Here is a 20,551-nt window from a genome sequence, read left to right on the forward strand (position 1 = left end):
CTCAGTCTGCTCCCTTAGACCTGGGGTCCCGGCTGCGCCGGATCTTCGCTGTCCTGACCGTCGACCTCCGCCGCGGAGTCTTCGGCAGAGTCCTTGGCCTCTCCATCTTGTCCGGCCGGGGCTTCGTCTCCAAACCAGTGAGCGCGCGCGGCCATGATGATGGCGTTGGCCTCCTCCTCGCTCGGGGCCTCGTCGCCCAGGATTTCGATCAACTCGTCGCTGGCGAGATCGCCAAGGTCGTCAAGCGTCTTGACCGCTTCGTAGGGTGCGGGCGGCTCACCGAGCTTGACCAGCATGGACGCGGTCAGACCCTCGATGGCGGCAATCTCGTCGCTGACCCCCATCTCCGCGCGCTTCGCGTCGAGCTGGCGTTCCTGCTCTTCCAGCCAGGTTTCGGCGCGCGCGCGCAGCTCCTCCGCCACTTCCTCGTCGAAGCCTTCGATGTCGATGAGATCTTCGATCGGCACATAGGCGATCTGCTCGACCGAGGTGAAGCCTTCGGCGACCAGAAGGTGAGCGATGACGTCGTCGACATCCAGTGCCTCGATGAAGAGCTGCGAGCGGTTGTGGAACTCCTGCTGGCGGCGCGCGCTTTCTTCCTCCTCGGTCAGGATATCGATATCCCAGCCGGTCAGTTGCGAAGCCAGGCGGACGTTCTGGCCACGCCGGCCGATGGCCAGCGACAGCTGTTCGTCGGGAACCACGACTTCGATGCGGCCCTGCTCCTCGTCGAGTACCACCTTGGTGACTTCGGCCGGCGCCAAGGCGTTGACCACGAAGGTTGCCGGCTCGGGCGACCAGGGAATGATGTCGATCTTCTCGCCCTGCAGCTCGGCGACCACCGCTTGCACGCGGCTGCCGCGCATGCCGACGCAAGCGCCGACCGGATCGATCGAGTTGTCGTGGCTGATGACCGCGATCTTGGCACGGCTGCCCGGGTCCCGGGCAACCGCCTTGATCTCGATCACGCCGTCGTAGATCTCGGGGACCTCTTGGGCGAAGAGCTTTTTCATGAAATCGCCGCGGGTGCGCGAAACGAAGATCTGCGGACCGCGCGGCTCGCTGCGTACATCGTAGATATAGGCACGGACTCGGTCGCCGGTGCGGACGGACTCGCGCGGCAGAGTTTCGTCGCGCCGCATCAAGCCCTCGGCACGGCCCAAGTCGACTGTAACGTTGCCGAACTCGTTGCGTTTGACGATGCCGTTGACGATCTCGCCGATGCGGTCCTTGTATTCCTCGTACTGACGGCCGCGTTCGGCGTCGCGGACGCGTTGCACGATGACCTGCTTGGCCGTCTGCGCGGCGATCCGCCCGAGGTCGATCGGCGGCAGCTCGTCGATCAGCTCGTCGCCCAGTTCGGCTTCCGGTTCGCGCAGCTTGGCGTTGGCGGGTGTGATCTCGGTGAATTCGTTCTCCACCGGATCGGCCACCGTCAGGTAGCGCCGCAGTTTTATCTCGCCGGTGCGGCGATCCATCTCGGCCCTGATATCGTGCTCGTGGCCGTACTTGGCCCGGCCCGCTTTCTGGATCGCCTGCTCCATGGCGACGATCACCTCATCGGGCTCGATGCCTTTTTCGCGCGCAACCGCTTCGGCCACTTGCAGCAGTTCGGTGCGATAGGTCGGCGTAGTGTCCATCGCTTTTCGTCGTCCGTCCCTAGGTCTCCGACCGGCTCGGCGCCGTCCTCTTCAGCAACGCCTCGGTCATGATCAACTTCGCTTTGGCGATCCCAGCGAAGGGCAAGTGCTTGCGCCCCTCCTGCGTATCGATCACCACGTCCTGCCCCTCTACGCCGATCAGCGGCCCGCTGAAGCGGCGCTGGCCTTCGTGGAGGGCCACCAGTTCCACGCGAGCCTCGAAACCGGCCCAACGGGAGAAGTCCTTCAGCCGCGTCAGCGGCCGGTCGATCCCCGGCGAGGCCACCTCCAGGAGGTAGGCTTTCCCGATCGGGTCTTCTACGTCGAGCAGCGCTGAAACGGTGCGGCTGGCTTGCGCACAGTCCGCAACAGTCATGCTGCCGTCCGGCCGCTCCGCCAGAACCTGGAGCGTCAGCTTGAAGCCGCGACCGCCCGAAAGCTGCACGCGAACGACATGGAAGCCGAGATCCTCCAACGCCGGCGTAATCAGATCCGACACGATCGCCGACTGAGCTGCATCGATACCGCCGGTTTCGCCGCCGGTCGAGCGCTCCGCGACACGCGCGCCCTTGGTCTCCCGATTGTCTCGCCTGCGGGCCGAACGCTTCATCGTCGCGGCCACCTCCTCGCAACGCCGGCCCGCCAGTCCCTAGCAATAAAAAATGGCGGGCCGGAGCCCACCATATCGAGTGAGCCGACTCAAACAGAGAGCCTTCTCTATGGCAACCGCGAAGATAATCCCGGAGCGGTCGCCGTTTCAAGGCGCAAGCGAGCTTTCTCTCCGCTAGGTCCCCGAACGGGGCCGCCTACGGAAGCTCAGATAGATCGGCGTGCGACCGGCCGCGACGGCTTTGGCCTCGTACCTGGTCGGCGACCAATCGTCCGGGCGCCTGCAGGCGTCTTCGGCGCTAGTGGCGGTCCAAATGAACTCCGGGCGCTCCAGCAAACGGCTCAGCATCCAGGCCTGCATCTTCGGGTCGTCGCTGGCGGCCCGAAATTCCGCGTCGTCGCTCAGGGCGTGCGACAGCAGGTCCAGAGTTTCAGGCTGAAGAAAGCGCCTGGCGGCGTGGCGGCGCTTCGGCCAAGGGTCGGGAAACAGCAGGAACGCGCGCGCCAGGCTGCGGGCCGGCAGACGTTGGAGCAGCAGGCGAGCATCGGCGGTAAAGATGCGCACGTTCCTGAGAGCTTCGCTCTCGACGGCGCGCAATAGGGTGGCGACGCCATTCTCGAACACTTCACAGCCGATCAGGCCGACGTCCGGACTCTCCGAAGCCTGGCGGGCCAGATGCTCACCGCCGCCGAAGCCGATTTCGAGCCAGACCGCCGATGGCGGCGGATCGAACTGCGTTTTCGGGTCCAGCGTCGGCGCTTCCGGCAGTTCCAGGGCGAACTGCGGCAAGACGTCCTGCATCAGCCGCTGCAGGCCGGCCCGTAAAGGCCGGCCTTTGCGGCGTCCGTGAAGCTTCGCGTGAAGCATGGTGCGTACGTCTTAGGATGTTCAGGTCCAGGGCCGCGGCTCCGCCGGCCTCTTGACCGGGCTCCCGGCGCTCCTGATTTCGTCTGCTCGAGCGGGGTTCAGGCCGCGCCGAAGCGGGTTTTCAGCGCATCGACCAGATCGGTGCGTTCCCAGGAAAAGCCCCCGTCGGTGTCCGGCTTGCGTCCGAAGTGCCCGTAGGCCGCGGTGCGTGCGTAGACCGGCCGGTTGAGGTGGAGATGCTCACGGATCCCGCGCGGCGAAAGCTCGACCAACTGGCAGAGAACCTCAACAATCTCGTCCTCGGAGACCTTTCCGGTGCCTTGGGTGTCGACGTAGACGCTGAGAGGCTTCGACACGCCGATCGCATAGGAAAGCTGCAGAATACAGCGCTGGGCCAGCCCGGCAGCGACGACGTTCTTGGCCAGGTAGCGCGCTGCGTAGGCGGCCGAGCGGTCGACCTTCGTCGGGTCCTTGCCTGAGAAAGCTCCGCCGCCGTGAGGGGCGGCGCCGCCGTAGGTATCGACGATGATCTTGCGGCCGGTGAGGCCGGCGTCGCCGTCCGGGCCGCCGATCACAAAGCGGCCGGTGGGGTTCACGTAGAGGCTGTCCTCCGGACACATCCAGCCGTCGGGCAGCACATTGACCACGTGCGGGCGCACGATCTCGCGAACGTCATCCTGGTTCAGATCGCCGCGATGCTGGGTCGAAACCACGATCGAGGTGGCGCGCACCGGCTTGCCGTCCTCGTAAGCTAGCGTGACCTGGCTCTTGGCATCCGGCCCAAGGCCGGGCTCGGCGCCTGAGTGACGCGCTTCGGCCAGCGACTTCAGGATACTGTGGCTGTAGTAGATCGGTGCCGGCATGAGATCTTCGGTCTCGTCGCAGGCAAATCCGAACATGATCCCCTGGTCGCCCGCGCCCTCGTCCTTGTTGCCGGCGGCGTCGACACCCATGGCGATGTCGGCTGACTGCTGATGAATGTAGTTCTCGAGGGTCAGGTTCTTCCAGTGAAAGCCCTCTTGTTCGTAGCCGATGTCCCGCACGGCGTGGCGCGCCACGTCTTCCAGCATTTCCTTGCTGACCTGATTCGGCCCGCGGACTTCGCCGGCCAAGACAACTCGGTTCGTCGTTGTCATGGTTTCAACGGCGACGCGCGACAGCGGGTCGTGGGTCAGGAAGGTATCGACGATAGCGTCGGAGATGCGATCACAGACTTTGTCTGGGTGCCCTTCCGATACGGATTCGCTTGTGAACAGGAAGTTGCCGGCACGCACGTCTTATTCCTCCGCTCGCTAGACCCGGATTTCGGGACTTCTAGATGTCTACGATGAAGCGCCGAGGCCTCTATTCTGGGCGCCACGGTGTCGTGGCACCGGGCGGCTCACTGTGCGAATAGCGGATAGTAATCCGGTGCAGCTCAGAGCGCCGCCACTTTGCAAAGAGGAGGTCGGAGGTGCAAGCCCGTAATGGGACATCCTGCGCATTTACATGGAGACAGCGGTGGGCAGCGGTGTGACCTTTTCTGGCCGATCACTCCTCCGGATCGCGTCCGATGACTTCGTCGCTGCGCGCCGCTAGAGCCTTCGTCATCTCGAACAGCCGCTTACGCACTTGAGGGTCGTGGATTCGGTAGTAGGCGCGCACCAGTTCCAGGGTCTCGCGCTTGGCCATAGGATCGGGCTCGGCTTCGTAGGGCTCGGGCTGTTCGGCCAGGCCGCGCAGTTGACCCGGCGAGCGCACCGCCACCTCGTCGTGCATTTCCTCGAAGAAGAAATTGATGTCGGTGTCGAGCACGCGCGCCAAATCATAGAGCCGGCTTGCGCTCACCCGATTGGCGCCTCTTTCATACTTCTGTACTTGCTGGAAGGTCAGGCCGATGGCCTCGCCGAGCTTCTCTTGGCTCATTCCCAAAAGAGTGCGGCGTTGCCGTACTCTTTGGCCAACGTGCACATCCACTGGATTAGGCCCGTCGCCTCCTCGCCCTCTCGGACGTTGCGTAGTCATCCCCGCATATGCCCCTGTCGCTGAACGTTACCGATATCCAAGGCCTAGTCACACTTATGTATGCCGTCAACTATCTAATTTTGATACCACTTCGGAGCGAAACTGGGAAAAGAACACTTTTCGTTACGCTAGTACTTTGTTGCGTTATTTAGAAGTACAAGCATTGGAACACCTGCTTTGCGTGAATTCACTCTGACATATATGTGAGAGCGCCTGACACTGCGGCACCATCATCGCGTTATATCAGCCGAGGCAACGTTGTACAGCCAAGGTCGGGCTAATCTTTACGCTTATCGGATTGAATTATTGTAGAATTCGATGTAATTGACCGAAAATAACCGACCGAATTTAGTCTGCGGGGGGCGCCTTTTTGGGGCGGCCAAGCAGAAGACCCGCGATCAGAAGCAACAGGATTATCGGTAAGAGAAACCAGCGCCCAAGACTTGCGTAGGGCGTCTCGGTCAAAGGCTCGGGCAAGGCCGCGTCGATGACGCCTTTGCTGTTGAGGCCGAGCCGGACCACGGTCCGACCGTAGGGGTCGATCACGGCCGAAATGCCTGTGTTGGCCGCGCGTACCAGCGGCAGCCCCTCCTCGACGGCGCGCAGACGGGCGGTTGCGAAGTGTTGATGCGGTCCGCTCGACGTGCCGAACCAAGCGTCATTGGTCAGATTCAGCAGCCAGTTCGGGCGGATGTCGGCAACGACGCGGCCGGAAAAGATCACCTCGTAGCAAACCAGCGGCCCGACTGCGGGAAGGCCGGGGATCTCCAGCGTGCGAAGGCCCGGACCCGGCGTGAAGTCCCGGCGCCCGCCGGTAATTTTGTCCATACCGAACAGGCCGCGGAAGGGCACGTACTCTCCGAACGGCACCAGGTGGAACTTGTCGTAACGCGCGGCGATCTCTCCGTTCTGCTGAAGCGCCAGGACCGAGTTGTAGACAAGGGTGTCGGGTCCCCGGGAGTCGTCGGCCTCGCTGTTGCGAAGGGGTGCTCCGAACAAGAAGACCGTGCCCGGTCGCGCCAGTTGCCCGAGTTCGTCGAGCAGGTCGCTGTCGCGGTCGAGCAGGAAAGGCACCGCCGTTTCCGGCCAGATCACGTGAGTGATCTCTTCCCAGCCAGGCGACATGGAAAGGGTGGCCTGATCGCGCAGGTGCTGCAGACGCAGCTCGCGCTGCCATTTGGTCTCTTGAGCGATGTTCGGCTGGACGATGCGCAGGCGGAGATCCGGCACCGCCGGCTCGCCCGTCGGTGGGGCGAAACCCAAACGCAGCGACCCGCCGGCGGCCGCCAGCAGCAAGAGACCGTAGGCGGCGATCGTAACGCCCCAGCGCCGCAATCCGACTCCGCGATCTATCAGTGTCGCCGGCGCGGTCGCGGCCAGCAGAGTCAGGACCGAAAGCAGCCAGACGCCACCGAGTGCGGCCGGCTGAAGCATGATGTCCGAGAAACTCCAGACGCTGCCGACGAGGTTCCAGGGAAAGCCCGTCAGAACCCAGCTACGTAGCCACTCGGCCGTAAGCCAGGCTGCCGTCAGGAGAAAGATACGGCCGGGTCCGTGCCAGCCCAGCGACCAGGCCGCCAGGGTGGCACCTCCGGTGAAGATCGCAAGTCCGACAGACAAGCCGCCCACGGCGATCGGCAGAAACCACCAGAAGGCCGCGAAATCGACCGTCATGGCGATGCCGACCCAGTAGAGGCCGGCCAGGAAATAGCCGGCCCCGAAGGCCCAGCCGAGGCCGAAGGCGGCGGAACGCGTGGTGGCGCCATCCATCAGCCAGACCAGGCCGACGAAGGCCGGGATCAAGAGCGGCACCAGGTAGAGCGGCGGCAAGGCGCCCGCCGCCACAACGCCGAGCAGCACGCCGAGCGCCAGTCGTCGTCGCCCCTTCAGATGCGACAGACGTGCCGCCAAGGCAGACAGCATCGCGCTCAGGTCTCGGCGGAGGGGGCGCTGACGGACCGGCCGGTAGCGGTGGCGTCCCGGACAGCGGGATCGCGATCCGAAGCGCCCGGTATGCCCGCCGTGTCCGTGCGAGAGGCCGCGGCTGCTCTCGTCGAAGACTCTTCGTCCGGCGCATTGGAAGGTGGCTTGCCGTGTTTCTTCATCGGGCTGGGACCTGTGCCGGCGGTGCCGCCGCTGCCGGGCGGAAGGTTGCGCAGGCGTAGGCGCTTCACCCGGCGCGGATCGGCCTGCACGATCTCGAAGATGACCTGGGAGTGGGCATGCTCGATCAATTCGCCGCGTGCCGGCACCCGTCCGGCCAGCGAGACCACCAGCCCGCCCAGGGTATCGATGTCTTCTTCGCGTTCTTCGCCGGAGAGGAGCGGGCAAACTTCCTGCTCGAAGTCCTCGATCGGCATCCGCGCATCGGCGAGAAGCGACCCGTCGGCCCGCCGCACCAGCTTCGGCCCCTCCAGAACGTCGTGTTCGTCCTCAATCTCGCCGACGATCTGCTCGACCAGGTCTTCGATGGTGATCAGCCCGTCGATGCCGCCATACTCGTCGACCACCGCCGCCATGTGCGCGCGTCGCAACCGCATCTCCAGCAACAGATCGAGGACCAGCATTGAGGGCGCCACGACCTGCAGCGGCCGCACGATGTTGGGAAGGCGAAAGCGCCGGTCGCCCTTGGCATAGCCGAGCACGTCCTTGATGTGGACGAAGCCGATCGGGTCGTCCAGGTTCTCCCGATAGACCGGGAGGCGGGAGTGGCCCGCCTGATTGAAGGTCTCGATCAAGCTGTCGAGTTCGGTGTTGGCCTCGACCGAGACGATGTCAGCGCGCGGCACCATCACATCGTAGGCCGTCAGGTGGCGCAGCTTCAGGATGTTGGCGAGCATCATGCGCTCGTTGCTGCCGATCGGCTGGGCGCTGTCGTCTTCGCCCTCGTCGATGCCACCGATGATTTCTTCGATGGTGTCGCGCAGTTGGTCGCCGTTGCGACCCTTGAACAACCGCTTCAACCAGCCGCGTCCGTTGCCTGCCTGCGGTGTATCGCTCATCCGGCCGCTTCCTTCAGCGGTTCGATTCGGTAGGGATCACGGACGCCCAGGCCGGCTAGAATCCGCCGTTCCAAAGCTTCCATCGCTTCGGCTTCCGGCCCCGTTTCGTGGTCCCAGCCGAGCAGATGCAGTACGCCGTGCACCGTCAGGTGACTCAGGTGGTCGGTCAGGCTCTTTTTCTGTTCGACGGCCTCGCGCGCGACCGTTTCATAAGCCAGAACCACATCGCCGAGTGCAATTGAGCCGGCAGGGTCGGCGGTGCCATCGGGGAAGGAGAGCACGTTGGTCGGTCGGTTCTTGCCGCGATAGGCGGCGTTCAGACGCCGGACCTCGGCGTCATCGCTCAAGGCGACGGCTAGACTGACCGGGTCTTTTCCATCGCTTGTCGCCAACGCAGCGCGTGCGGCTGCCTCGACACAAGCCACAGGTTCGGGCAGGACGAGGTTCCAGGCCGGACTGTTGCAGAGCACGTCGATCTCAAGAGATCGGTGACTCGGATCGGGTTCGTCGTCGTCGGTCATGGCGAGTGCGCCGGTCCGCAGCGGTCTAGACTTTCGACGGCTCTCGGCGGCTTCGGGGTCCCTAAACTATTTCCCTTCAAAGAGATCGGCTTCTCGCGGCCCTTCTTCAAGCGCTTGGTCATAGGCGCGAACGATACGCGTCACAAGCGGATGTCGCACCACATCGGCATCGGTGAACTGCGTGAAGCCGATTCCCGGCACGTTCTTGAGGATCGCCACGGCCTCCAGCAGGCCGGACCGCTCATTGCGCGGCAGATCGACCTGGCTGAGATCGCCGGTGACGGCCATGCGTGAATTCTCGCCCAGTCGGGTCAGGAACATCTTCATCTGCGTTGCCGTGGTGTTCTGTGCCTCATCGAGAATGACGAAGGAATTGGACAGGGTCCGCCCGCGCATGAAGGCCAGCGGCGCGATTTCGATCTCGCCGCCCGTGATCCGCTTGGTCACGGCGTCGCCCGGCATCATGTCATGCAGCGCGTCATAGAGTGGGCGGAGGTAGGGATTGACCTTCTCCTCCATCGTTCCGGGCAGGAAACCGAGGCGTTCGCCCGCCTCCACGGCCGGGCGGGACAGGATGATGCGGTCGATCTCGCCCTGCTTGAGCAGCGCAACCGCCATCGCGACGGCCAGGTAGGTCTTGCCGGTTCCGGCCGGACCCAGTCCGAAGGCCAGATCCTTGGACATGAGGGCACGCAAGTAAGCGGCCTGTCGGCCGGAGCGCGGCGTGATGTGTTTCTTGTAGGTTGTGACCGTCAGGTCGCCGGCGTGCAGGGCCGCTGGCCCGTCCGTCTCGCCGTTCTCCGCCGGTACCTCGCCATTCGGTCCCGACTCAAGTGCCATGCGGGCGGCGGCGTCGATCTCCGCTGCGCCGACGCTCAAGCCCTTCCGCAGACGCTGTTCCAAGGCCTCTAGCGCCTGGGTTGCCGCGGCTTGGGCTTCGGGCGAACCCACGACAGTGACTTCGTTTCCGAAGGAATGCAGCTGGACGCCGATCAGCTCTTCCAAGCGAACCAGATTCTGGTCGTGCTGGCCGAACAGCAGCGGCAGCAGGGTATTATCGTCGAAGTGAAGCTTGATCGGGGAAGCGTCGTTCAAACGCGGGCGGGTCCTTCAGGCGGCCCCGGTCTGGGCAAAGACCGTGCGGGCAATATGCGATTCCGATGCACAGTCTAGCGTGACTACGCGTCCCGCCAAAGAGTTCCCATGTGCGGCCTCGATGTCCACCTCGATAATGTGACCGATGAGCCGCTCGGGCGCTTCGACCACCACGGACTGCATCCAGGGGCTGCGGCCGATGAGTTGACCGGCCCGCTTGCCCGGCTTTTCCAGCAGCACCTCCAGGCGTTCCCCGATCTTCGCGTGATTGAACGCCAGTTGCTGGGCGTCGATCAGCTGTTGCAAGGCGCTCAAGCGCTCGGTCTTGATGGCCTCCGGCACCTGCTCCTCGATGCTGGAGGCCGGGGTCCCGGGCCGCGGCGAGTACTTGAAGGAATAGGCCTGAGCATAGCCGACGTCGGTCACCAATCGCAGGGTGGCCGCGAAATCAAGGTCCCGCTCGCCTGGGAAGCCGACGATGAAATCGCTGGACAGGGCCAGGTCCGGGCGTGCGTTGCGCAGTTCGCCGACGATGCGTCGGTAGTCGTCGGCGCTGTGTTTGCGGTTCATCGCCGAGAGGATGCGGTCCGACCCCGACTGCACCGGCAAATGCAGATAGGGCATGATCTTCGGCTCGTCGCGGTGGGTTGCGATCAGCTCGGCGTCCATGTCGCGCGGGTGGCTGGTGGTGTAGCGCAGGCGCGCCAGCCCTTCGATTTCGGCCAGGCGCCGCAGCAGGCGGCCGAGGCCCCAAGTGGCGCCGTCGGGGCCGTCGCCATGGTAGGCGTTGACGTTCTGGCCGAGCAGCGTGATTTCCAGGGCGCCGCTCGCGACCAGCCGTTTCGCCTCCGCAACGACCTCTGCGACCGGCCGCGAGAACTCGGCGCCACGCGTATAGGGAACCACGCAGAAGCTACAAAACTTGTCGCAGCCTTCCTGCACCGACAGGAAAGCGGCTGCGCCTTGGCTCGCGCCTTCCTCGGGCAGATGATCGAACTTGGACTCCAGCGGGAAGTCGGTGTCGACGAGGCCACCTCCTTCGCCGGCCAGCAGTCGGGTCACCATCTCCGGCAGACGATGATAGGTCTGTGGCCCGAACACGAGATCCACGACCGGTGCCCGGCGCAGCATTTCCTCGCCCTCGGCCTGGGCGACGCAGCCGGCGACGCCCAGAAGGACCTGTCGTCCCTCGGCCGCCGCCGCCGCCTTCAGGGGGCGCAGCCGGCCGAGTTCGGAATAGACCTTCTCGCTCGCCTTTTCGCGGATATGGCAGGTATTGAGGATGACGAAATCCGCCTCCTCGGGTGACGCCGTCTTGGCATAGCCGAGCGGCGCCAGAGCGTCCGCCATACGCACGGAGTCGTAGACGTTCATCTGGCAGCCATAGGTCTTGATATAGAGTTTCTTGGGCACGGGGTCCGACTGTCCGCAATCGAGATCGCGCGGAAGGTAACATCGCCAGATGGCTGCATAAAGGGAGGTCGCGCGGGAGTTGGCGCGCCAAACGCGGCCCGGTCCTCACTCCGTCGTGTTCAGGGGTTCGGGCCTGACTGGCGCGACGTGCAGACGGTCGAGGCCGGACTGCAGACCGCCCTCGGCCTGCTGGCGCAAACGGTCGAGATCGCGCTCGCGGATGTCGGCGATCGTATGCGTCACCTTTTCCTCCGAAGTCCCGAGCGCCAGCAGTACCTTTTCCGCCAATCGCAGGGCCGATTCGAACGTTTCGCGCACGGAATAGTCCACGTCCGCCTGGCTGAGCCGGATAGAGTGCCGCCGGTCGTAGGAGCGCACATAGAGCTTCGCTTGTGCGAATTCCGCTTTGACCAGGGCGACGATCCGGTCCGCGGACTCCGGATCGTCGACGCAGACCACGATCAAATCGGCCTCGGCCGCGCTGGCGGCGCGCAGCACGTCGCGCCGCCGACCGTCGCCGAAATGCACCCGAAAGCCGAAGCGTTTCGCGTCCAACACGCGGTCCGCGTCATTGTCGAGGATCGTGACCTCCACCCCGTCGGCGAACAGCGGTTGCGACACCACCTGTCCGAAGCGCCCGAAGCCGATCACCAGCGTGCGCCCCTTGGCATCGTCGAAACTCTCTTCGAGGTTCCGCGGGGCGCTCTGTGTCAGAAACAAGGGCTCCAGACGCGCCACAAGCGGTGAAACCGCCATGGAGAGGGTCACGATCGCGATCAGCGTCGAAGAAAGCTCATCACCCAGCAGGCCTGCCGTCGCGGCCGCGGCGAAAAGCACGAAACCGAACTCGCCGTGTTGCGGCAGGGCCAGGGCGACCTGGATCGAGGCGTTGCGGTCGATCTTGAACAGCCGTGCCACTCCGTAGAGCGCAAGTCCCTTCAAAGTCATCGCCACGGGTACGGCGGCCAGGATCAACGCCCAGTTCGCGGTTACGGCCCCGAGGTCGAGCGACAGTCCGACGGCCATGAAGAACAATCCGAGGAACAGGCCGCGAAACGGCTCGATGTTTGCCTCGACCTCGTGACGATAGGCCGATTCGGCCAGCATCACGCCGGCGATGAAGGCGCCCATGGCGTAGGACATGCCCGCGACGTCCATCAACAGGGCCGCGCCGATCACCACACCCAATGCGCTGGCCGTCATGATCTCCTGCATGCCGCTGCGGGCGAGCAGGTGGAAGAGAGGGTCGAGCAGATACTTTCCGACGATGACGAGGATGGCGATCGCCGCCAGTGCGATGGCCAACTGGACCAGACTCTGGCCGAGATCCAAGCTTTCGCCGGTCGGCGCGAGAAAGGCCACCAGCAGGAGCAGCGGCACGATCGCCAGATCCTGGAACAGCAGGATCGAGAAGGATTTGCGTCCGTAGAGGCTGGCCCGCTGGCGCCGCTCGTCCAGTGTCTGCATGACCAGGGCGGTGGAGGAGAGCGCCAGGCCGAGACCGATGATGGCCGCTGCCGCCACCGGCAGTCCCAGGAGGAGGGCCGGAATTGCCAGGAGGCCGCCGCAGACCAGCATCTGCGCCGTTCCCAGCCCAAAGATGTCACTGCGCATGGCCCAGAGGGTCGTCGGTCGCAGCTCCAGCCCAATCACGAAGAGAAAAAGAACGACTCCGAACTCGGCGAAATGCAGCAGTTCTTCCGGGTGTTCGGAGAAGCTGCCCGAAAAGGCAAGCTGCACCGCCAAGCCTGCCGCGAGGTAGCCCAGGATCGTGCCCAGCCCGAGCCGCCGGAAGACCGGGGCGAAAAAGCAGGCTGCCGCGATCAAGGCCAAAGCGTTCCAAAACAACAGTTCCATCGGACTGGGATCGAAAGCGGGCATTCCTGTCGCTCCGAGAGTTTAGATTCGGGGGAATCGCTTCTGAGGCGCACTCTAGTGGGCAGCGCAGGCGGGAACACCCCCGTGTTTGCCGAGCCCTCCTGAACGGAGGTTGATCGATGTGTCACGGCGTCACCCTGCTGCACTCTTTGTCATTGGAAAGTCCGGCCCGCCTCTGCCAGCTTACGGACCCGACTTTAAGCTGCAGGATGTGTCGCCAAGCCCCAGGAGATGAGCCTAATGTCCGAAATGCAGACGAAAAATCGCATCCCGACAGCGGCTTGGCCGGAGATTCCCTTCGAGGCTTGGCGCGAGACCTCCGCGGCCCTGCATCTCTTCACGCAGATCGTTGGAAAGTACCGGCTGGCCCGCACGCCCTGGGTCAATCACTCCTGGCACGCCACACTCTATGTGACGCCCCGCGGCCTCACCACGGCGCTGGTGCCGGACGGCGATCTCGGTGTGGAGGTTAAGTTCGACTTCTTCGAACAACGGCTCATCGCCGAGGCGACCGGAGGCCATCGGGATGGTTTCGCGCTGGAGCCGATGAGCGTCGCGGACTTCCACGCCCGTTTCTTGACAGCCCTGGAGACGGTCGGGGCAACGCCGGAGTTCCACGGTCGCCCGAATGAGCTACCCGATCCTCTACCCTTCCGGCAGGACCGGAAAGAGCGGCCTTGGGATGGCGAAGCCGTGCGGCGGTTCCATGCTGCGCTCGTCTCTGTCGAGGGCGTTTTCCAGCAGTTCCGTACAGGCTTTCTCGGCAAGGTCAGCCCCGTCCATCTCTTCTGGGGCAGTTTCGACCTGGCGGTGACGCGTTTCTCCGGTCGGCCGGCGCCCATGCATCCCGGCGGCATTCCCGCCTTGCCCGACGAAGTGACGCGAGAGGCCTACAGCCACGAGGTCTCTTCGGCTGGATTCTGGCCGGGCGGCGGCCCGATCGATGCACCTGCCTTCTATTCCTATGCCTATCCGACTCCTGAAGGGTTCGGGGCGGCGCCGGTACAGCCGGCGGAGGCCTATTTCGACACAGCAGCCGGTGAATTCATCCTGCCTTACGATGCCGTGCGTCAGGCTGCCGATCCCCGGGCGGCTCTACTGTCCTTCCTGCAGAGCACCTACGACGCTGCCGCGAACCTCGGCGGCTGGCAACGGGCGGCGATGGACTGCCCCAGCGGCCAGCCCTTGCGGCCGCGGCCGCTCAGTCCCGGGCCGTATCAAGGCTAGAATCGCGAAGCGGGAGCGCTCTAGAAGTTCCAGCGGCGCACGCGGCCTGTATCGACGTGGATGAAACCGGACTTGGCGTAGTAGCCGACGCCGCCCCGCTGCATCGCCCAGGCTGCATCGCGCAGAGCGGTCAGGTCGTGGTCCGGCAGGGCGATGTCGATCGCCATGCCGCGCATGTGGAAGGATTTCCGCGCCACGCCGCCGGATTTGGATGCCAGGGCGGCGTTGGTCTTGGGCGAACGGTAGGCGGAGATCACGTGAAACGGACCGCGCGAATCCGTCTTTGCCTTCAGGCTGTACAGCAAGTCGAGCAGAGCCGGGTCCATCTCCTGCAGATCGCCGGTGCGCCAGTCGCGCAGAATGTGGTTGATCTGCTGAAGGGCTTCGTGCCGGTACCCTCCGTCGGCCCAATAGATTGTCTCGAGCGTCTCGTCAGTGTGAAGATTGCGAAAGGCGAGCGCTCGCGGCTCGCCGGCGAAGGCGCTGGAGGCCGCGAACGTCGTGCCGCCGAGCAGCGTGAGGGCCGCGGTACCAGTCAAACCGGCAATCACATCGCGGCGGGACAGGCCTTCGTCGGGCGCCGCACAGCAGTCTGAAAAGGGCGGAGACGTCTCCGTCATCTTGGGCAGGCTCCTCGTTTCCCGGCTGTCCCCGTTTGATTGTCCGACCGGTGGTAGCGGTCACCGTCAATCGTTAAAGCCATAACAAATAGATGGTTAACGGGGGAATAACCAAAGCACCGCTGTCGGGAAGCAATTTTCGGACAGCGCGAGGGAATTCGCGGCTCTAGGCTGAGATTGGTCATTAGGGGGCCTTGCGGTGCCTGGAGATCGTGGCGCCAGGGCAGGTCGAACGCGGGTCAGTCGGCGCCGGCGCGTGGCCCGAAGAGGGTGTCCAGAAGAGCCGCGTCCCGGCCGTAGATGTCGTCACGGAACTGCAGTGTGCCGTCCGCGTCCGCCCAGGCGGTCAGGTAGGTGATGTGAATCGGCAGGTGTTCCGGTAGCGAAACGATCGTGCGTCGCCCGCTGGCGACGGTCTGACGAATACGCTCTGGCGTCCAGTCGGGTACGTCTCGCAGCAGAAGGTCGGCGAGCTCGAGGGGCTTGTCCAACCGAACGCAGCCATGGCTGAAGGCGCGGCTCGCCCGTTCGAACAGGCTACGCGCCGGTGTGTCGTGTAGGTAGACGTTGAAGCGGTTGGGGAACATGAACTTGATGCGCCCAAGGGCGTTTTGCGGCCCCGGCTTCTGACGCACCCGGTAGGGAAAGCTCCCCGCCGTCACCTGCAGCCAGTCGATCTGCGCAGGGTCGAGCGGTGTGGCTGTCTCGGACCAGGAAGCCAGGATCTCGTAGTGCCGGGCGGCTAGGTAGTCCGGGTCTTCTTTGATCTTTGGCAGCAGTTCCTTGATGGCGATGGAGTGCGGAACGTTCCAGTAAGGATTGATCTCCAGGTATTCGATGCTGTCGCTGAAGACCGGCGTGCGGTGATAGGGCGCGCCCACCACGGCGCGCGTCCAATAGAGCGGCTTGCCATCGAAGGTGCCTTCGACCGAGAAGTCCGCGAGGTTCACCAGCAGATGATCGTCGCCCAGGTCGTCGGGCATCCAGCGCCAACGCTCCAGATTGATCTCAGCTTGGCGAACGCGCGCGGCCAAAGGCACGTTGAGCGCGCGTAGCGTGTTCGGTCCCACGCGGCCATCCACCTCCAGGCCATGCCGTCCCTGGAAGCGGCTTACCGCGGCTGCCAGCGCTGAATCGAAGACGCCGGCACGTGAAGGATCTTCCGACGCTGCGTCGAGTTCGGCTGAGAGGTCGCCGCTTGCCCGCAAACGGGCTCGCAGTTGGGCGACACGGGAACCCTCGCCCGCGATGTCCGTCTGGGTGTCGAGCGTCTTCCCGCCGTCCACTCTCGGCCAGTTCACGCCGGCTGCGGCCCCGGCGCGCAGCGCCGCCAGAGCGTGGCGCAATCGGTCGTAGGCCGGGTCGGCGGGTGCGAGCCCCGCCAGATGTCCTGCCGTGCGCGCGGCCGGCTGCGCCCGCAGGTGCTTCAGGATCGCCAAGCGTTGGATTGGATGAGGCGCCAGATGATTCTCGGCGAAGACCTCGCCGGGAATTGTCCGGCCCTGCGCGAGGTCGCTTGCGTAGGCCATGGCGCCCAAGCCTAGGCGGACCTCGAACTCCGCCCGCAAGTCCGGGCGTGTCGCTCCCATAAGGGCGGCAATGGCCGAGCTGCCGTAGTCTTCCGGATCGAGGCCGTGGCTGTCGGCGGCCGCCAGCGCGGCGACCATCGCCTTGGCGCGCGGATCGGCGCCCGTAGCATCGCTCCAAAGCGGTCGCCAGCCGGAGTCGCGATAGAGCCCCTGTAAGGCCGCCAGATCTTGAACGCGCTGCTCCGTGGCTCCGGCTGCGAGTTGCGTCTCGAGAAGGTGCGTGATCTCGATCGCAAAGGCGTCGGATCGCAAGGCCTGATCCGATGGCACGGCGGCCGCAGGTGTTGTTTGGGCGGTCGCCTGCGCAGCCGATTTCGCGGCAGGGCCGGCGAGTGCCAAGCCGGCCGCCAGCAGCGAGGCGAAACCGAGAAGGAAGGAGATGAGCGACCGACTGGACATGCGCACTCCTTCAGGCCCGACATGGGCCCCGTACGGAACAGGCAAACCTCCGACCTGTCGCCCAGAGACTAGGCGGTGAAGTCCCGCACGTCGGCAAGACGGCCGGTGAGGGCGGCGGCGGCGGCCATGCCCGGGCTCATCAGGTGGGTGCGTCCGCCAGGCCCCTGTCGGCCCTCGAAGTTCCGGTTGGAGGTGGAGGCGCAGCGCTCGCCTGGCGCCAGCTTGTCGGCGTTCATCGCCAGGCACATGGAACAGCCCGGTTCGCGCCAGTCGAAGCCGGCGTCGACCAGGATGCGGTCGAGGCCCTCGGCCTCGGCCTGCTCCTTCACCAGGCCGGAGCCCGGCACCACCATGGCGTAGACGCTCTCAGCCACCTTGCGGCCCTTGGCGATCTCGGCGACGGCACGCAAGTCCTCGATGCGACCGTTGGTGCAGGAACCGATGAAGACCTTGTCGACGGTCACGTCCTGCAATGGCTGACCTGCCTTCAGGCCCATATAGCTCAGCTTGCGCTCCAGCGCCGCCTGACGGTCCGGCGAAGCCGCACCCTCCAGTCCCGGCACGGCACCGGAAATCGGTAACACGTCTTCCGGACTGGTGCCCCAGGTCACCTGCGGCTCGATATCGGCGACCGAGAGCGACACCTCCGTGTCGTAGGTCGCGTCGGGGTCGGACGGTAACGTGCGCCAGTAGGCCAAGGCCTGCTCCCAAGCGCCGGCCTTGGGTGCGCGCGGGCGGCCCATCAGGTAGTCGAAGGTGGTTTGATCCGGTGCGATCAGTCCGGCGCGCGCGCCGGCCTCGATCGACATGTTGCAGACCGTCATGCGACCCTCCATCGAGAGCGCGCGAATGGCCGGCCCGGCGTATTCCACCACATGGCCGGTGCCGCCCGCCGTGCCGATCTTCCCGATCAGGGCCAGGATCAGATCCTTTGCGGTAAGGCCGGTCGGCAGGTCACCGTCCACCGTGATGCGCATGTTCTTCGCCGGCCGCTGCAACAGCGTCTGAGTAGCCAGGACATGCTCGACTTCGCTGGTGCCGATGCCGAAGGCCAGCGCGCCGAAGGCGCCATGAGTCGAAGTGTGGCTGTCGCCGCAGACGATGGTCATGCCCGGCTGGGTCAGGCCTTGCTCCGGGCCGATGATGTGGACGATGCCCTGGCGCAGGTCGGACATGTCGAAGTACTCGATGCCGAAGGCGGCGGCGTTCCGCTCCAGCGTGTCGACCTGAATGCGGCTCTGTTCGTCGTCGATGCCCAGCGAACGGTCAGAGGTCGGCACGTTGTGATCGGCCACGGCGAGGGTCGCGTCCGGACGGCGCACCGGTCGGCCGGCCAGGCGCAGACCCTCGAAGGCCTGCGGGCTCGTGACCTCGTGCACCAGGTGGCGGTCGATGTAGATCACGCAGGTTCCGTCGTCCTGGCGATCCACCACATGGGCGTCCCAGATCTTGTCGAACAGTGTGCGGGGCCGGGTCTGTTGCCGGCTGGTCGTGTCGCTGGGCATCGGTTCGTCCTGTTTTTATCGTCTTGTCGTTGCGCTCTAAGGAACTGCGGGTAGCGAAGATAGCGTTACGGCGGGTCGAGTCCAATCGCACTCTGACGGTCGCAGCCATGCAGAACCAAGGGACCGCGCTGGCCGCCTGCGGAAAGACGATTTAGGATCGGACCCGCGGCGGCGGAACCCTATGTCGCGCTATCGATGAACCCGGGAGGAGCGCGGGCGTGTCAAAACCGACTCGAGAGAGTTCGAGCGATGGCAGCGGTCAGGCTGCCGACGAGAGCGGCAAGATCGTCCAAGCCGATGTGCCGGACAGCATGATGAGCCTGCTGACCGCGCTGAGGGCGACGGGCGGATCCGACACCGATCAGGCTCCGTCTGAGTCCGGTGTACCGAAGGCAGCATCGCCTGCGCGCTTGCCGGTCGGCTCATCGCTCGACCCGGACAGGATCGACGTCTGGCTGTTCGACCTGGATAACACGCTCTATCCGGCTTCCTGCCGCCTGTTCGAGCAGATCGACCGGGCCATGGGCCGCTACGTCGCCGATCTGCTGAGCCTGGAGCCGGCCGAGGCGCGGGCATTGCAAAAGCAGTATTTCCGAGAACACGGCACGACCCTGCGCGGTCTGATGACCCACCACGATATCGACCCGCACGACTATCTGTCGGTGGTGCACGATATCGACCATACGCCGGTCCAGCCCAATCCGCGCCTGGACGCGGCGTTGAACCGCCTGCCTGGCCGCAAACTGGTCTTCACCAACGGCTCCGTGCCCCATGCCGAGGCCGTCCTGCAGCGTCTGGGCGTGACCCGCCACTTCGAGGCGATTTTCGACATCGTCGCCTCCGACTTCGTGCCGAAGCCCGATCCGGCGCCCTATCGCGAGTTGCTGGTGCGCTATGGCATCGACCCGACCCGCGCCTTCTTTGCCGAGGATTCGGCGCGCAATCTGGTGCCTGCCCATGCGCTGGGCATGGCCACCCTCTACGTCCAGCACGGCGCCGACTGGAACGTCGATCCCCACGAAGGGGCCGACTACATCCATCACCGTTGCGAAGACCTCGCCGACTGGCTGGAAGGGGTGGTGGGCGCGGACCGCGCCTGAGACTTCGGACCGTCCGCGACAAGCAAAGTCTCTGCGCACTTGATTCCCGGTCGTCCCCGACGCACTCTCCGCCGCTCTTTTGGGCGGCATATTTAGAGAGAGAAGGGGCGGAGACGGAATGCAGACGGCTGACCTGCAGGCGGCGATCGAAGAGGCATGGGAGCAGAGGGCCGAGATCGGTCTGTCGACCAAGGGCATCGTGCGCGATGCCGTGGAGCTGTCCCTGGCTGGACTGGACGAAGGACGCTACCGCGTTGCGGAGAAATCCGGTGGCGGCAACGGCGACTGGTTTGTCAATCAGTGGCTCAAAAAGGCCGTCCTGCTATCCTTCCGCCTCAACGACATGGCCGTTATAAGCGGTGGTCCCTGGGATCCGGAACACGGGCAGGCGGCCTGGTTCGACAAGGTGCCCTCCAAGTTTTCCGATTGGACCGAGGAACGCTTCCGCAAGGCCGGTTTCCGGGCCGTGCCCAACTGCACCGTGCGGCGCAGTGCCTACATCGCGCCGGGTGTGGTGCTGATGCCCTCCTTCGTCAATCTCGGCGCCTACGTCGACGAAGGCACCATGGTGGATACCTGGGCGACGGTCGGCTCCTGCGCGCAAATCGGCAAGAACGTGCATCTCTCGGGCGGCGCCGGTATCGGCGGCGTTCTCGAGCCGCTGCAGGCCAATCCGGTGGTCATCGAAGACAACTGTTTCATCGGGGCCCGTTCCGAGGTGGTCGAGGGCGTGATCGTGCGCGAGGGCGCGGTGCTCTCCATGGGCGTCTACATCGGCGCCTCCACCAAGATCGTCGACCGCGAGACCGGCGAAGTCTTCCGCGGCGAGGTGCCGGCCTACTCGGTGGTTGTGCCGGGCAGCCTGCCGGGCAAGCCGCTGCCCGATGGATCTCCGGGGCCGAGTCTCTACTGTGCGGTGATCATCAAGCGAGTCGACGAGAAGACCCGCTCCAAGGTCTCGATCAACGAGCTGCTGCGCGATTGAAGCGACCCCGCAAGCGCCGCACTGGTCGCGGCAAGGCGGCGCGCCTATCTCGCCGTGGGGAGACAAGCCGTTCCGCAGCGCGATATAACCAGTCAT

At 64.9% G+C, this 20,551-nt stretch carries 17 protein-coding genes; 3 read left to right on the forward strand and 14 right to left on the reverse strand.

What is annotated here, in order from left to right; genetic code table 11:
• Positions 1 to 14 precede the first annotated feature (14 nt).
• From nusA to DBZ32_RS12375, 11 genes are all read right to left on the reverse strand, one after another.
• Positions 15 to 1,640, reverse strand: coding sequence for a transcription termination factor NusA (gene nusA, locus DBZ32_RS12325; RefSeq protein WP_119167438.1), 1,626 nt, complete (start codon positions 1,638 to 1,640; stop codon positions 15 to 17).
• Positions 1,641 to 1,659: 19 nt separating this feature from the next.
• Positions 1,660 to 2,250: a ribosome maturation factor RimP gene (gene rimP / locus DBZ32_RS12330; protein WP_119167439.1), complete on the reverse strand. Its 591-nt coding sequence runs from the start codon at positions 2,248 to 2,250 to the stop codon at positions 1,660 to 1,662.
• 174 nt (positions 2,251 to 2,424) lie between these two features.
• The gene (trmB, locus tag DBZ32_RS12335; RefSeq protein WP_119167440.1) at positions 2,425 to 3,117 is read right to left on the reverse strand and encodes a tRNA (guanine(46)-N(7))-methyltransferase TrmB; all 693 of its coding nucleotides are present in this window, start codon (positions 3,115 to 3,117) and stop codon (positions 2,425 to 2,427) included.
• Positions 3,118 to 3,215: 98 nt separating this feature from the next.
• Positions 3,216 to 4,391 carry a methionine adenosyltransferase gene (gene metK / locus DBZ32_RS12340; protein WP_119167441.1) on the reverse strand — a complete coding sequence of 392 codons (1,176 nt, stop codon included), beginning with the start codon at positions 4,389 to 4,391 and terminating at the stop codon, positions 3,216 to 3,218.
• Between the two features lie 256 nt (positions 4,392 to 4,647).
• On the reverse strand, positions 4,648 to 5,121 hold the full coding sequence (locus DBZ32_RS12345) for a helix-turn-helix domain-containing protein (protein ID WP_119167442.1): 474 nt from the start codon (positions 5,119 to 5,121) through the stop codon (positions 4,648 to 4,650).
• Positions 5,122 to 5,469: 348 nt separating this feature from the next.
• Positions 5,470 to 7,044, reverse strand: coding sequence for an apolipoprotein N-acyltransferase (gene lnt, locus DBZ32_RS12350; RefSeq protein WP_119167443.1), 1,575 nt, complete (start codon positions 7,042 to 7,044; stop codon positions 5,470 to 5,472).
• Between the two features lie 5 nt (positions 7,045 to 7,049).
• Positions 7,050 to 8,123 (reverse strand): hemolysin family protein, encoded by a 1,074-nt coding sequence (locus tag DBZ32_RS12355; protein WP_119167444.1) that lies wholly within the window; start codon positions 8,121 to 8,123, stop codon positions 7,050 to 7,052.
• Positions 8,120 to 8,644 carry an rRNA maturation RNase YbeY gene (gene ybeY, locus DBZ32_RS12360; protein ID WP_119167445.1) on the reverse strand — a complete coding sequence of 175 codons (525 nt, stop codon included), beginning with the start codon at positions 8,642 to 8,644 and terminating at the stop codon, positions 8,120 to 8,122. Before ybeY ends, DBZ32_RS12355 begins: the two co-directional genes overlap by 4 nt.
• 66 nt (positions 8,645 to 8,710) lie before the next feature.
• Entirely contained in the window at positions 8,711 to 9,739 is a 1,029-nt protein-coding gene (locus DBZ32_RS12365; protein ID WP_208539204.1) for a PhoH family protein, read from the reverse strand.
• A gap of 15 nt (positions 9,740 to 9,754) precedes the next feature.
• Positions 9,755 to 11,152: a tRNA (N6-isopentenyl adenosine(37)-C2)-methylthiotransferase MiaB gene (miaB, locus tag DBZ32_RS12370; RefSeq protein WP_119167446.1), complete on the reverse strand. Its 1,398-nt coding sequence runs from the start codon at positions 11,150 to 11,152 to the stop codon at positions 9,755 to 9,757.
• 105 nt (positions 11,153 to 11,257) lie between these two features.
• On the reverse strand, positions 11,258 to 13,033 hold the full coding sequence (locus tag DBZ32_RS12375) for a cation:proton antiporter domain-containing protein (protein ID WP_208539205.1): 1,776 nt from the start codon (positions 13,031 to 13,033) through the stop codon (positions 11,258 to 11,260).
• A 237-nt stretch (positions 13,034 to 13,270) separates the two neighbouring features.
• Between DBZ32_RS12375 and DBZ32_RS12380 the strand changes: the two genes are divergently transcribed.
• Positions 13,271 to 14,257, forward strand: coding sequence for a DUF5996 family protein (locus DBZ32_RS12380; protein WP_208539206.1), 987 nt, complete (start codon positions 13,271 to 13,273; stop codon positions 14,255 to 14,257).
• Between the two features lie 20 nt (positions 14,258 to 14,277).
• Here the strand turns inward: DBZ32_RS12380 and DBZ32_RS12385 are convergent, their stop codons facing one another.
• The 3 genes from DBZ32_RS12385 to leuC all read right to left on the reverse strand — a co-directional run bounded on the left by DBZ32_RS12385 (position 14,278) and on the right by leuC (position 18,370).
• Positions 14,278 to 14,877 (reverse strand): DUF882 domain-containing protein, encoded by a 600-nt coding sequence (locus DBZ32_RS12385; protein WP_119167447.1) that lies wholly within the window; start codon positions 14,875 to 14,877, stop codon positions 14,278 to 14,280.
• A gap of 239 nt (positions 14,878 to 15,116) precedes the next feature.
• The gene (locus DBZ32_RS12390; protein WP_119167448.1) at positions 15,117 to 16,865 is read right to left on the reverse strand and encodes a L,D-transpeptidase family protein; all 1,749 of its coding nucleotides are present in this window, start codon (positions 16,863 to 16,865) and stop codon (positions 15,117 to 15,119) included.
• Between the two features lie 68 nt (positions 16,866 to 16,933).
• Entirely contained in the window at positions 16,934 to 18,370 is a 1,437-nt protein-coding gene (leuC, locus tag DBZ32_RS12395) for a 3-isopropylmalate dehydratase large subunit (RefSeq protein WP_119167449.1), read from the reverse strand.
• A gap of 218 nt (positions 18,371 to 18,588) precedes the next feature.
• Here leuC and DBZ32_RS12400 point away from each other — a divergent pair, with 218 nt between their 5' ends.
• Positions 18,589 to 19,470: a pyrimidine 5'-nucleotidase gene (locus DBZ32_RS12400; protein ID WP_235830172.1), complete on the forward strand. Its 882-nt coding sequence runs from the start codon at positions 18,589 to 18,591 to the stop codon at positions 19,468 to 19,470.
• A 118-nt stretch (positions 19,471 to 19,588) separates the two neighbouring features.
• Positions 19,589 to 20,455: a 2,3,4,5-tetrahydropyridine-2,6-dicarboxylate N-succinyltransferase gene (gene dapD / locus DBZ32_RS12405; RefSeq protein WP_119167450.1), complete on the forward strand. Its 867-nt coding sequence runs from the start codon at positions 19,589 to 19,591 to the stop codon at positions 20,453 to 20,455.
• Positions 20,456 to 20,551: the final 96 nt, after the last annotated feature.

Origin of the sequence: Algihabitans albus (assembly GCF_003572205.1) — a bacterium.
Lineage (GTDB): Bacteria > Pseudomonadota > Alphaproteobacteria > Kiloniellales > DSM-21159 > Algihabitans > Algihabitans albus.